This window comes from Streptomyces sp. NBC_01618 (assembly GCF_045209435.1).
Taxonomy (GTDB): Bacteria; Actinomycetota; Actinomycetes; order Streptomycetales; family Streptomycetaceae; genus Streptomyces.
On record NZ_CP109297.1, the window covers coordinates 4,346,879 to 4,360,207 of the forward strand.

Below are 13,329 nucleotides of genomic sequence, written 5' to 3' on the forward strand. Positions count from 1 at the left end.
GAGTTGGGTGCCTAGCGTGGCTCACATGGCTCCTGACGTCCGTACGATCACCGCTTCCGAGTTCCCCGACTGGCTGCGCGCCAAGCACACCGGCTTTCTGCACGCGCCGACCGGAACGGAACAAGAGGCCGAACGGCGGCTCCCGCACACGGACCTCGCCCGCACGCAGGGCGCGTTCGACGGCGGGCGGTGCGTGGCCACGTTCCGTTCGTTCGCGCAGGAGCTCACGGCCGTCGGCGGCGCCGTGGTGCCGGCCGACGCGATCTCCAACGTCACGGTGTCGCCCACGCACCGCCGTCGCGGACTGCTCAGCCGGATGATGGCCACGGACCTGGCGGCGGCGAAGGAGCGCGGCGACGTGGTCGCCACCCTGATCGCCGCCGAGTACCCGATCTACGGGCGGTACGGCTTCGGTCCGGCGACGTGGACCACCGAGTGGGAGATCGACGTACCGAGGGCGGGCCTCGACCCGCGCTGGTCGGGCCCCTCCGCGCAGGACGGCGGCCGGATCGACCTGGTGAGCGGCGCCGACGTACGCAAGCTGGGCCCGGCCCTCCACGACCGGCTGCGTGCCCGGCAGCACGGTGTGATCGACCGCGACGCCCGCTGGTGGGAAGTGAACACCGGCGAGGTCCCGTCCGGTCCCGAGGCCTGGAAGGAACCGTTCTACGCGGTCTACAGCAACGCGGCCGGTGAGACGGACGGTCTGATCGTCTACCGCGCCGACGACAACTGGGGCGATGCCAAGCAGCCGCTGAACCGGGCCACGGTGCTCGGGCAGATCGCCGTCACCCCGGCCGCGGAACGCGCGCTGTGGCATTTCGTCTGCTCGATCGACTGGATCACCACGGTCCGCACCGGCTACCGCGCCCCCGACGACCTGCTGCCCCTCCTGCTCCCGGACCCGCGCGCGGCCCGCACCGTGACCCACGCGGACTGGCTGTGGGTGCGCGTCCTGGACGTCGTACGCGCCCTGGAGGCCCGTACGTACGCGGTACCCGGCGCCCTGACCCTGGACGTCCACGACACCACGGGCCTGACCACCGGCCGCTACCGCCTGGACGCCTCCCCGTCCGGCGCGAGCTGCACCCCCACCTCGGCGGAAGCCGATCTCGCCCTGGACGTAAGGGAGTTGGGGACGCTCTACCTGGGCGACGAATCGCCGGTCCGGCTGGCGGACCTGGGCCGCATCGAGGAACGCACGCCGGGCGCGGTGGCGCTGGCGGAGGGAATGTTCCGGGCGGCGCGGCGGGCTTGGTGCCCGGACGTGTTCTGAGAGCTGCCCCGGCCTGCCGCCGACAGCGGGTCACACCACCGGACGCCAGTCGTCGGTGGGGACGACGGGCAGGGCCAGGATCAGGGCTCCCGCGCAGGCGCAGTTGGGCTTCCCGCCTTGGGATCGAGTCCCTGGTGGAGGCCCGGGCGCGGGACTGAGGGGAAGGGGCGGCGAGGCGATGACCCGGCGGCTCGTCCACCCGGCGCGTCCGGCTGTCGGCGTCCGGCCTGCCCGGCGCCCGTGCGACCGCTGTCGGACGTCAAGTCCGGTTGAGGTCAAGGCGTACGCTTCATGGTCATGAGCGGAGAGACACCCGAGCCGCCCGCGACGGCTGAGCCCGCGGCCCCCGCGGCCCCCGCGCCGCATGCGCCGATGAGCCTGCGTGAGCGGAAGAAGCAGCTGACGTACCAGGCGATCTCCGATGCCGCGATCGCGATGTTCGTGGAGCGGGGCTTCGACAAGGTCTCGGTGGCGGAGGTGGCGGCCGCCGCGGACATTTCCAAGCCGACGCTGTTCCGGTACTTCCCGGCCAAGGAGGACCTGGCCCTGCACCGGTTCGCCGACCACGAGGACGAGTCCGCCCGCGTGGTCACCGCCCGCGCGGCCGACGAGTCCCCCCTGGACGCCCTGCGCCGCAACTACCTGGACGGCCTGGAGCGACGCGACCCGGTGACCGGGCTCTGCGACGTGCCGGAGGTGCTGGCGTATCAGCGGATGCTGTACGGGACGCCGTCCCTGGTCGCCCGCATGTACACCTACCAGGGCCGCTCGGAGGCGGCGCTCGCCCGCGCGCTGGGCGACAGGGTGCGGGACAGGCTGGCCGCGGGCCAGATCATCGCCGTACTGCGCATCCTGGCCCTGGAGAACTGGCGGCGGATCGAAGCGGGGGAGAGCGCGGACCAGGTGTACGACGGCGCCGTCGAGGCGGCCGAACTCGCCTTCGTGCAACTGCGGTCGGGACTCGGCGCGCAGTAGCGGCCGGAGCGGTGCGCGGCCTCGACCGCCCGCCGGGCGCGGGGCCGCTCAGGCGGGGACGTCGTCGGCGTGCACCACCGCTTCGGCGATCTCGCGCACCCGGTCGAGCGTGATGCCGGTGCGCTGTTCCACGGCGAGGGGATGGTCGGTGGGCTCCAGCTCGATCCGGGGACGCAGGCCGATCGGGCGGGTGTGGGCGTTCGTCTTGAGGTTGGTCGTGCGGGGCGAGTACAGCCCCAACTCGGTGCTCAGCCAGTCGAAGTACGGCTGCTCGGACTCCCGGCCGGGCGTCTCCCACACGTCGAGGGCCCGCCCGAAGTTCTCCCGGCTGAGCGAGACCCAGACACCCCAGGAGAACGGCTCCTCGCTGCCGAGGACGGGTATCTCGATCAGGCCCTTGATGAAGTAGTGCTCGTGTCTGACGATGCACTGGTCCGAGGAGAGCATGCTGTCGGGATCGTTCTCCAGGCTCGCGTCCCAGACGTCGGGTGCCGTGGTCGAATACCCCATCGGTAGTTCCCCGTGGTGTTCGCCGCAGCAGGAGCAGGTGTAGCCGGGGTCGATATCCATGGGCGGGATCCTAGGCCGTGTGGATCCGGGGGCGGGCGTACGAGGTCCGTTCCCTTCCCGTGCGTACACCCTTCCCCTGCGCCTAAGACCGACCGGCAAATGGGGGGCGGCGTCGCGGGGCTGGGCACGCGCATCTGCGGCGTTGTCGTCAATCACCAACGCTCCTTCCCCAAGCTCTCGGCTTCGCTCGAGCAGGGGAGACCCCATCTGCCTCAATCCTCCGCCTTGCAGCTGCACGCACCCAGCCCCGCTCCTTCTCCCGCCCCCCATTTGCCGGTCGGTCTAAACGGAACGGCCGAGCCTGTCCTCCCGTACGCCGGCCCACTCCAGGGAGTGGCGGATGCCCTCCGCCAGCGAGTACCGCGGCTGCCAGCCCAGCAGCCGCTTCGCCCGGTCGCTCCGGGTGTACGCCCCCGCGACATCGCCCGGCCGGGCTTCGGCGTCGACCGCGGGCACGGGTGCTTCGACCACGCTGTTGAAGGCGTCGAGGAGCTCGCGCACGGTGGTGCCCGTACCGGTACCCAGGTTGATGATGGCGGAGGTGGCCGCCGGCCCGGACCCCGCGACCGGCAGGACGGCGTCGAAGGCGCCGAGCGCGGCCACATGTGCGGCGGCGAGGTCCCAGACGTGGACGTAGTCGCGGATGCCCGAACCGTCGCGCGTCGGGTAGCCGGTTCCGGTGACCTGGAACGCGGCGCCCTCCTCCTGCGCCTGGATCATCTTGCCCAGGGCGTGGCTCGGGCGACGCAGCTGAAGTCCCGTACGCATCTTCGGATCTGCGCCGATCGGGTTGAAGTAGCGCAGGGACAGCACGCGCAGAGGCTGGGTGGCGGCGATGTCGGTGAACATCGCCTCGCACACCGCCTTGGTGCGCGCGTACGGGCTCTGCGGGGCGATGGGGGAGTCCTCGTCGACCGTCAGATCGGCGTCCGCGCCGTAGATGGAGGCGGACGAGCTGAAGATCATGCGGGTACAGCCGTTGCGCAGGAGGTGGCCGGCGAACTCCAGGCTCTTGGCCACGTTCGCCCGGTAGTAGCCGACCGGGTCGGCGACCGAGTCCGGAACCACGATCAGGGCCGCGCAGTGGACGACGGCGTCGATGTCCGGGTGCTCGGCGAAGACCCGGTCGATCAGCGGGCCGTCCGCGATGTCGCCCTCGTAGAAGGCCCGCCCCGCCGTGAACTCCCGTCTGCCCGTGACCAGGTTGTCGAGGACGACCGGAGTGATCCCCGCGTCCGCACAGGCGGACGCGACCGTGCTGCCGATGTAGCCCGCGCCTCCGGCGATCAGGACCTTCATGCCGTGCCTGCCTCTCTGTGGCTCTCCGCCCTGCCGCCTGCGGTCGCAGGGCCGGACCGGCGGGCCGAGGCGGAGCTGCTGAGGCGATCGTAGGCGAGCGCGGTCGGCCGCCGGGCCGGACAGCGGCGGCGCGCTGTCCGGCCGACCCGTGCCCGGTCGCGGTCCGGGCACGCCGGCTTCGTGCGCGAGACCCCGCCCTACGGGCCGCCCCGGTCAGGCGCCGACGTAGGCCGCGAGGTGCTCGCCGGTGACGGTGGAGCGGGCGGTGACGAGGTCGGCGGGCGTGCCCTCGAAGACGATCCGGCCGCCGTCGTGGCCGGCGCCGGGGCCGAGGTCGATGATCCAGTCGGCATGCGCCATGACCGCCTGGTGGTGCTCGACGACGATGACCGACTTGCCGGAGTCGACGAGCCGGTCGAGCAGGCCGAGCAGCTGCTCGACGTCGGCGAGGTGCAGGCCGGTGGTCGGCTCGTCGAGGACGTAGACGCCGCCCTTGTCGGCCATGTGCGTGGCCAGCTTGAGCCGCTGCCGCTCGCCGCCGGACAGCGTGGTGAGCGGCTGGCCGAGGCTGAGGTAGCCGAGCCCGACGTCGGCGAGCCGTTCGAGGATGCGGTGCGCGGCCGGTGTGCGCGCCTCGCCGTCGCCGAAGAACTCCTCGGCCTCGGCCACCGACATCGCGAGCACCTCGCTGATGTCGCGGCCGCCGAGGTGGTACTCCAGCACCGACGCCTGGTACCGCTTCCCCTCGCACTCCTCGCAGGGGGTGGCGACGCCGGCCATCATCGCCAGGTCGGTGTAGACGACACCGGCGCCGTTGCACGTGGGGCAGGCACCCTCGGAGTTGGCGCTGAACAGGGCCGGCTTCACGCCGTTGGCCTTCGCGAACGCCTTGCGGATCGGGTCGAGCAGCCCGGTGTACGTCGCCGGGTTGCTCCGTCGCGAGCCCTTGATCGGGCTCTGGTCGACCGACACCACGCCCTCGCCGGCGGGCACCGACCCGTGCACGAGCGAACTCTTGCCGGAGCCGGCGACGCCGGTGACGACGGCGAGCACCCCGAGCGGGATGTCCACGTCGACGCCCTGCAGGTTGTTCGCCGTCGCGCCGCGGATCTCCAGCGCGCCGGTCGGCTTGCGTACCGTCTCCTTGACGACGGCCCGGTCGTCGAGATGGCGGCCGGTGACGGTGTCACCGGCCCGCAGCTCCTCGACGGTGCCCTCGAAGCAGACGGCGCCGCCCGCCGTACCGGCGCCGGGACCGAGGTCGACGACGTGGTCGGCGATCGCGATCATCTCCGGCTTGTGCTCGACGACGAGCACCGTGTTGCCCTTGTCCCGCAGCCGCAGCAGCAGGTCGTTCATCCGCTGGATGTCATGGGGGTGCAGGCCCGCGCTGGGCTCGTCGAAGACGTACGTGACGTCGGTGAGCGAGGAACCGAGGTGGCGGATCATCTTGACGCGCTGCGCCTCGCCGCCCGACAGCGTGCCCGCCGGCCGGTCGAGCGCGAGGTAGCCGAGGCCGATCTCCACGAACGAGTCGAGGGTCTCCTGCAGCGCGGCGAGCAGCGGCGCCACCGAGGGCTCCTCCAGGCCGCGGATCCATTCGGCGAGGTCACGGATCTCCATCGCGCAGGCGTCGGCGATGTTGATCCCCTCGATCTTCGACGACCGCGCCCCCTCGCTCAGCCGCGTCCCGTCGCACTCGGGGCAGGTGGTGAAGGTGACCGCCCGCTCCACGAACGCCCGGATGTGCGGCTGCAGCGCCTCCTTGTCCTTGGACAGGAACGACTTCTGGATCTTGGGGATCAGCCCCTCGTAGGTGAGGTTCACTCCCTCGACCTTCACCTTGGTCGGCTCCCGGTAGAGGAAGTCCTGCATCTCCTTCTCGGTGTACTTGCGGATCGGCTTGTCCGGATCGAGGAGGCCCGACTCGGCGTAGACCCGGACCGTCCAGAAGCTGTCGGACTTCCAGCCGGGGATGGTGAACGCGCCCTCGGCGAGCGACTTGGAGTCGTCATAGAGCTGCGTGAGATCGATGTCGGAGACCGTGCCCCGGCCTTCGCAGTGCGTGCACATGCCGCCGGTGCGGGAGAAGGTCGCCTTCACCGCCTTCTTGTTACCGCGCTCGACGGTGATCGCGCCGCTCGCCCGGACCGAGGCGGTGTTGAAGGAGAACGCGCTGGGCGGGCCGATGTGCGGCTTCCCGAGCCGGCTGAAGAGGATGCGCAGCATCGCGTTGGCGTCGGTGGCGGTGCCGACCGTGGAGCGGGGGTCGCCGCCCATCCGGCGCTGGTCGACGGCGATCGCGGTGGTCAGCCCTTCGAGGACGTCGACCTCGGGACGCGCCAGCGTCGGCATGAAGCCCTGCACGAAGGCGCTGTACGTCTCGTTGATCAGCCGCTGCGACTCGGCGGCGATCGTGTCGAACACCAGCGAGCTCTTGCCCGAGCCGGAGACGCCGGTGAACACCGTGAGGCGGCGCTTCGGGATCTCGATGCTGACGTCCTTGAGGTTGTTCTCGCGCGCGCCGTGCACGCGGATCAGATCGTGGCTGTCGGCGGTGTGCGGCGCGGACGACTGCGGGTCCGTCCTCGTGGCCATGCTCATCGTGTCTCCATCTGTCGGGCGGGGGCCGCTTTCGCGGTCCCCGTCGGCGTCGCCCGGCTCGATCCGACCGGCTTCGGGCGGTACGCCTGGTTCTCCTTCGCTCCGGCCATTGCGGCCGTTTCGCCGCTTCGGCTCGTGAAGCCTCTGGGCAGTCCCGGCCATGCGGCACGCTCGGCTGCGGCGTGGAGAGAAGCGGAACCAGCGGTACGGGGCGGGTGGAGCAATGGGGTCTCCCCTGCTCGAACGAAGTCGAGAGCTTGGGGAAGGGCCGAAGCCGGTGCGCGCGGCGCACCGGTCACCCCGCTCCTGCGGCAGCGCGTCGACCCCGTGGGCCTCGGCCTCCCCCTTGGTCATGGACACGCCGCGGGTGTGGGCCGACCCCTGTCGAAGGATAGCGGCACGGGTTACGGCGCCGGATCCGTCGCCAACGGAGCGGATCCCCGGGGCGGGACACGGGGATACGGGATGTCCCAACGCCCGCCGGGCCCCGGGTTGCCGGGATGAGGTAATAGGGGGCGTTCCAGAGGTTCCGGCACAGCTCGGGTGACGTTCGGTGCACGTTTCGTGCTCACGTGATGAGCATGGCCGTGACGGCGAGGCCGCCAAGAAGGAGCAGGACGGGACCCAGTGGCAGGCCGTGGTCGCTGGGTGGGCTCGGTTCCGCGGGCCGCAGTTCCGGGTGGGCGTGCAGGGCTGTGACCTCCTCGGCCATGCGGACGTACGACGGGCGCAGTCGCAGTCGTCGTTCGAGGCGCGGCTCCCCCAGCCCCGTCAGATGCCAGGTGCCGCCGTCCGACCGGCGTATCTCCACGCTGCCCTCGTCGGTGTACTCGGCTGCCCGCAGCCGTTCCCATGGGACGTGCCGTACGGTCCAGGCTCCGGTCAGCCACAGACCGGTGCTGTCCGCGGTGGCACGCCAGTTGAGGAGGACGGCCGCGAAGTGGATCCACATCGGCAGTGAAAGCAGGGGGAGGAGGAGGTGCCAGTCGAAGCCGTCCGTCGCGAGGGAGTGTGCGGTGAAGGAGATTCCGGCCGCCACGCCCGCGGTGAGGGCCAGTCCGGCGGTTCGGGCCACAGGGCCCGGCCCCCAGCGCACCGGGCGACCGGTGGGCGCCAGGGTGGCGGCGATGCGGTCGATCCGGGCCCGCCGCTGCGGATCCGAGGTGTCGGGGTCGGTACCCGTGAGGGCAGTGGCTCCCAGAAGGGGCTTCTTGCCGGTTCGGGGGAGCCGGACCGGGCCGGCGGTGCGGATCACGATCGGGTCCCCCGCCCGGTCCGTCGTGACGAGGACCAGTTCGCCGCCTTCGTAGGGGGCGCCGAGCAGGACCGCTTCGTGCAACCACGTGTCGACGGGCAATTCCTCCTCGTCCTCGGCTTCGTCTTCGATGCGGTCCACCAGCTCGTCGTCATCGGGGAGCGTCCCCGTGCAGAGACAGGTGAAGAGCGCGCTCTGGCCGGCGGTGTCGTCGGCCGCGTAGACCCAGGTACGTCCTTCACAGTCCGTGCGTTCCAGCACGCGCAGGGCCGGCACCGGTGCGCGGCGCAGCGCCACGGCACGGCGGCGGGCGAGGACACCCACCGTGAGGAAAGAGAGCCCGGGCAGCCCGGCCGCCAGGACCAGCAACTGCCGGCCGAAGGCGTCGTACGGCTCCGCCACCAGGCGCCGCCACGAGCCGTCCTCCAGCACGGTCACCGTGCTGCCGACGCCGTAGTCCTCGGGGTAGAACGCGTCGACGGTGATGCGCCGTTCGTCATCGGTGCGGACGCGCACTGTCTCCTCGCCGCGGCGGATCACCGTCGCCGTGATGTGCACGGCCCGGTCCGCGTGCCGCTCGTCCGCGCGGATGCCGCTCAGCCCCGAGAGGACCGCACCGGCGGCCACGGCGCACAGGACCAGCCCGGCGGCGAGCGGGAGCCTGCCTCGCACGAGTGGGCCGGCGGGCTCCGGCAACCGATGCCGCACTCCGGCGGCCCGTTCCACGAGCCGCCGCTGTCTGGACCGGGCCGCCAGCCGCTCGCGGGCCGCGGCCCAGCCGAAGCCCAGGGCCCCGATCACGGCGAAGTTCGCGACCTGGGACATTCGGCCGGCGCCCGGCAGCTCTCCCCACGCCACCATGGCCGTCAGCGCGGGCGCTGCGATCAGCGTGAGCTCCGGAAGCCGGGCGAGCCAGTACAACAGCCCGACGGCCAGACCCACTTCCGCCATGCCGCCCCAGTCCGGGCCGCAGGGCGCCGCATCGCTGCACGACGGCACCGGTTCCACCGCGATCGCCCATACAACGGTGATCAGCAGCGCCGGCACTGACCACATGGGCCTGGCCCAGGATGCGGGGCGGGCCCGGGCCCATAGGGCGGCATCGGTGGACGACCAGGCGGGCGTACCTGCCGGAACAGAGCCCGACGGTATTGGGACGGGAGTTTCGGACACATGAGGATTATGTGGCAGGAGACCGCCCCCACCGGACCGCCGTACCGCCTTCGCCCCGGAGTCACAGCGTTAAGCACCGGCTGGCAGGAACCCCCACGACCACCCGATGATCCACAACAGCGACTCATCGTCACAACCCTATGAGCCCACAGAGTCACATCGGCAACGGCCGGCGGCCGCAACGATGACAACAAGCCTGCCTATGTGACAACTACTGTCCTGTCGCATTCGAGTCGGTGGGTGACGGGGCTCTGATCTGCGGAGCTGCCAGAAAGTCTGGGAACGCGGTTCGGTTTCGATCTCAAACGAGTTGGCTTTCGCGGAGGTGGGACCCGCCCTCCCGGCGAAGAGGCCGGCTTCCCATGCCGTCCGCGCCGGTGCCGTACTCGTACTCGTCGTCGCCGGTCGACCGCGGGGATTGGCCCGCCTCTGTTGCACCTGTCTGCCACACCTCACCGAAGAAACGGCTTGCAGCCACACGGATTCCCCGCCTACGGTGCTGCGCATGGGTTCCCTGTGATAGTCCCCGTGCGGCCGCGTTGAGCTTGGCTCCGCCGTCGCGCGTTCTCATGCGTGCTTCCGCTCCTCCCGTGATGCCGTCTGTTTGGCGTGCCGCGGAGTGTTTCTGGCGTGCGCGGATGCGTCCATCCACCCGTGCCGATCGGCCCGGCCGAGAACAGGGGACTCCATGTTTACTGCACAGCTATCTCTTCAGAACGTCACCCGCCGCTACGACGACCACGTCGTGCTGGACGACGTGTCCTTCAGCATCAAGCCGGGCGAGAGGGTCGGCATCATCGGCGACAACGGAGCCGGAAAATCCACCCTGCTGCGACTGATCGCCGGGCAGGACCGGCCCGACAACGGCGAACTGACCGTGACCGCACCAGGCGGCTCGGGCTATCTGGCCCAGTCGTTGGCACTGCCCCCCGAGGCCACCGTCCAGGCCGCAGTGGATATGGCTCTTGCCGACCTGCGTGAACTCGAAGCGCGGATGCACCACGCCGAAGCCGGACTCACGGGCTTGGCGGGGGCGGAGCTCACCGCCGCGCTGGACGCCTACGCCCACATGGTCGCCCAGTACGAGGCGCGCGCCGGCTACGAAGCCGATGCCCGGGTGGACATCGCCCTGCACGGGCTCGGCCTGCCGGGTCTGGCTCGGGATCGGACCCTGGGCACGCTGTCGGGCGGTGAGCGATCACGGCTGGCGCTGGCCGCGACCTTGGCGTCCCAGCCGGAGCTGTTACTGCTGGACGAGCCGACCAACGATCTGGACGACCAGGCGGTGGGCTGGCTGGAGGCACACCTGCGGGCGCATCGCGGCACGGTGCTCGCGGTCACCCATGACCGGGTGTTCCTGGAACGGGTCACCACCACGATCCTGGAGGTCGGCGAGGGCAAGGTGACGCGTCACGGCGACGGCTACGACGGCTACCTTGCCGCCAAGGCCGCTGAGCGGCGGCGCCGTCTGCAGGAGTACGCGGACTGGTGCACGGAGCTGGCCCGCAATCAGAAGTTGGCCGCCACGAACGTGGCACGGTTGGAGGCGATCCCTCGCAAGCTGCCGTTTGCCGTGTTCGGCCACGGCGGCTTCCGTGCCCGCGGCCGTGGTCACGGGGCGATGGTCCGTATCCGCAATGCGAAGGAGCGTGTCGAACGGCTGACGGACAATCCTGTCGCGCCGCCGCCCGAACCGCTGGTGTTCGCCGCTCGGATGACCACCGCCGACGGTCAGACGTCGCAGGCCGCGGCGGAACTCACCGGCATCCGTGTCGAGGACCGGCTGCACGTACCTTCGCTGCGGATCGGCGGCGAGGAGCGGCTGTTGGTCACCGGGCCCAACGGGGCTGGCAAGACAACGCTGATGCGGGTGCTGGCGGGTGAGCTGCAGCCCGATGAGGGAACGGTGCGCACGCGGAGCCGAGTCGGGCACTTGAGACAGGAGGAGACACCGTGGCCGCCTGGCCTGACAGTCCCACAGGCGTTCGCCCACGGCCGCGGGGGCGAACTGGATGAGCGCATCGACCATCTGTTGTCCCTCGGCCTGTTCAGCCCTGCCGACCTGCGTCTGAAAGTGAGCGAACTGTCCTATGGACAAAGGCGCCGGATCGAACTGGCCCGCCTCGTCAGCGAACCCGTCGACCTGTTGCTGCTGGACGAGCCCACCAACCATCTCTCCCCCGTCTTGGTCGAAGAACTGGAAGGAGCCCTGGCCTGCTACCAAGGCGCGGTCGTCGTCGTCACCCACGACCGGCGCATGCGAACCCGCTTCACCGGCAGGCACGTGGAACTGAACGCTGGCCACGTCGCACAGTCTCAGGAGACCGCAGCGGGCTGAAGCCCACAGGTCGCCTCTGCGTCGTCACCCAGCACAAGGTGGCCTTCCCACGGGCCCTCTCCCACCGGCAGGCCACCACCTCGTCCGCACTGCGACGGGACAGAGGGACCGGTGGTGTCCTGTCGTAGGACATCTAACGGCTTGCGGCCCGCCGGCCTGCGAACGAAGCAAACACCGCCGCCCAGGAGCCACCGCACTGAGAATCTGCCAGCACGAACGAGACCGACCGGGAATCCGACAGCTTCAATGCGACAGGACAGCTCTGACCAGCCACTGGAGCAAGGGGACTGGGCAGCTTGAATGGGACCAAACCCCTCGTCCGGGTGATTGCACAGTTCGGCGCGATCCCCCGTCGCTGGGCCGTGTCTCTTAACTGTTGAGGCGAGGCGAGGGGCTTTCGGTAAGGCTCGTAAGGTGTAGGCATGTGGACCCAGCACATCCAGGCTCTGTAATCACGAGGCGTTGAGGGCGATGCCGTAGGGCGTCGCCCTCCTTGGCGTGCCTGCTACGTGATCCATCTTCCTTGCGCCGCTCGCACTGAGGCCGCGGGATGCCGGGCCTCGTTCTTCTTAAGACGGCGGCTTTTGACAGCGCGTACAGGCACGGTCCCTTCCCTTCGCCGTTGCCTGGAGTGCCTCGTGCCTGCGTTGCTTCCCCCTGCCCTCGAACCGTTCCTCGACTTGCTGCGCTGCCCGGTGTGCCGCGCCCGTCTCCGACCCGCCTCTGGCTCACTGCGCTGCCCGGCGGGCCACACCTTCGACATCGCCCGTCAGGGCTACGTCAGCCTGCTGACGGGCATCCGCGCCACCAGCGGTGACGACGCAGCCATGGTTCAGGCCCGGAACCGGTTCCTGTCCACTGGCAGGTACGCCCCTATCCATCAGACCCTGGCCCGTATGACAGCCGACGCCCTGCCTGGTCAAGGCACGGTCGTGGACGTCGGATGCGGCACCGGCTACTACCTGGCCGGTGTACTCGATCAACTGCCCGGCACCCGCGGCCTGGGGCTGGACACGTCAGCACGCGCCCTGCGCTCAGCGGCCCGAGCCCATCCGCGAGCTGCTGCGGCGAGCTGGGACGTCTTCCGCCCCTTCCCCTTGGTTGACCAGGGGGTCGACGTCATGCTGGACGTGTTCGCCCCGCGCAACCCGTCCGAGTTCCACCGAGTGCTCCGTCCGACCGGCCGGTTGATCGTGGTGCGCCCCATCGAGCGGCACCTGGCCGAGCTACGGGGCCAGATCCCCGCGATGGTCACGATCGACCCGGACAAGGAACAGCGCCTGCAACAGGCGTTGGACCCCTACTTCCAGGAAGCCGGTACCCAGCACGTCGAATACACCACACCCCTGACCAGGCAAGAAGCCATCGACCTGGTGGGGATGACACCGAGCGCACGCCACCTGACCCACGCGGACCTGAGCGGCCACGGCTCCCTGCCCAGTCAGGTGACCGTCTCCGTGGTGGCCACCTCCTACCAGCCTCGGTAACCACGAGCGGGCGGATACGCCTGCTGAACCGACGAACCAATGGGCGCGCCTGGCGCCCCACCTTCCTGGCAACTCGGGCAAGGTGGGGCGTCCGTCCGCTGGCCGTCGTGATCTCCCAGGCCATCCGACAGCCGGAGCGGTAGGCACTGCCCTCGCGGGCAGGTGGCTCTGGTGGGCTGGTCGCTGCGCAGGTCGTCCGGGACCCGTTCACTTCACACTGCAGACCCGGTGGGAAATCGCAGATAGACCGGGAACGGACAATCGGACACTTCGGCTCACGTAGGCGGTCCGAGTGGTGTGGCGCACTTTTGCAAGCGGGCGCTTGCAAAAGTTAGCAAGGTGGGTGCACCAT

Annotated in this window: 8 protein-coding genes; 4 read left to right on the top strand and 4 right to left on the bottom strand. The window is 70.3% G+C overall.

The features are described 5' to 3' along the window. Window positions 1-25 precede the first annotated feature (25 nt). Complete coding sequence (locus OH735_RS20330; RefSeq protein WP_406382929.1) at window positions 26-1,276, top strand: GNAT family N-acetyltransferase; 1,251 nt, start codon at window positions 26-28, stop codon at window positions 1,274-1,276. 291 nt (window positions 1,277-1,567) lie between these two features. Further along, on the top strand, window positions 1,568-2,251 hold the full coding sequence (locus OH735_RS20335) for a TetR family transcriptional regulator (RefSeq protein WP_406382930.1): 684 nt from the start codon (window positions 1,568-1,570) through the stop codon (window positions 2,249-2,251). A 48-nt stretch (window positions 2,252-2,299) separates the two neighbouring features. Here the strand turns inward: OH735_RS20335 and OH735_RS20340 are convergent, their stop codons facing one another. The 4 genes from OH735_RS20340 to OH735_RS20355 form a co-directional block, all read right to left on the bottom strand. Next, window positions 2,300-2,821, bottom strand: coding sequence for a DUF2199 domain-containing protein (locus OH735_RS20340; protein WP_406382931.1), 522 nt, complete (start codon window positions 2,819-2,821; stop codon window positions 2,300-2,302). Between the two features lie 282 nt (window positions 2,822-3,103). Next, window positions 3,104-4,120: a UDP-glucose 4-epimerase GalE gene (gene galE / locus OH735_RS20345; protein WP_406382932.1), complete on the bottom strand. Its 1,017-nt coding sequence runs from the start codon at window positions 4,118-4,120 to the stop codon at window positions 3,104-3,106. A gap of 213 nt (window positions 4,121-4,333) precedes the next feature. After that, window positions 4,334-6,724 (bottom strand): ATP-binding cassette domain-containing protein, encoded by a 2,391-nt coding sequence (locus OH735_RS20350; protein WP_406382933.1) that lies wholly within the window; start codon window positions 6,722-6,724, stop codon window positions 4,334-4,336. 568 nt (window positions 6,725-7,292) lie between these two features. Then, window positions 7,293-9,035 carry a hypothetical protein gene (locus OH735_RS20355; protein WP_406382934.1) on the bottom strand — a complete coding sequence of 581 codons (1,743 nt, stop codon included), beginning with the start codon at window positions 9,033-9,035 and terminating at the stop codon, window positions 7,293-7,295. A gap of 805 nt (window positions 9,036-9,840) precedes the next feature. On the opposite strand from OH735_RS20355, the gene OH735_RS20360 reads away from it, so the two are divergent. Both OH735_RS20360 and OH735_RS20365 read left to right on the top strand, forming a co-directional pair. After that, window positions 9,841-11,490 (top strand): TlrC/CarA/OleB/SrmB family ABC-F type ribosomal protection protein, encoded by a 1,650-nt coding sequence (locus OH735_RS20360; protein WP_406382935.1) that lies wholly within the window; start codon window positions 9,841-9,843, stop codon window positions 11,488-11,490. Between the two features lie 638 nt (window positions 11,491-12,128). Continuing rightward, on the top strand, window positions 12,129-12,977 hold the full coding sequence (locus tag OH735_RS20365; protein WP_406382936.1) for a putative RNA methyltransferase: 849 nt from the start codon (window positions 12,129-12,131) through the stop codon (window positions 12,975-12,977). Window positions 12,978-13,329: the final 352 nt, after the last annotated feature.

Excerpts from the sequence above, each read along its gene's own strand:
- OH735_RS20360 (WP_406382935.1), top strand. The coding sequence starts at position 9,841 with ATGTTTACTGCACAGCTATCTCTTCAGAACGTCACCCGCCGCTACGAC.
- OH735_RS20350 (WP_406382933.1), bottom strand. The coding sequence starts at position 6,724 with ATGAGCATGGCCACGAGGACGGACCCGCAGTCGTCCGCGCCGCACACC.
- galE (WP_406382932.1), bottom strand. The coding sequence starts at position 4,120 with ATGAAGGTCCTGATCGCCGGAGGCGCGGGCTACATCGGCAGCACGGTC.
- OH735_RS20340 (WP_406382931.1), bottom strand. The coding sequence starts at position 2,821 with ATGGATATCGACCCCGGCTACACCTGCTCCTGCTGCGGCGAACACCAC.
- OH735_RS20335 (WP_406382930.1), top strand. The coding sequence starts at position 1,568 with ATGGTCATGAGCGGAGAGACACCCGAGCCGCCCGCGACGGCTGAGCCC.
- OH735_RS20355 (WP_406382934.1), bottom strand. The coding sequence starts at position 9,035 with ATGTGGTCAGTGCCGGCGCTGCTGATCACCGTTGTATGGGCGATCGCG.
- OH735_RS20330 (WP_406382929.1), top strand. The coding sequence starts at position 26 with ATGGCTCCTGACGTCCGTACGATCACCGCTTCCGAGTTCCCCGACTGG.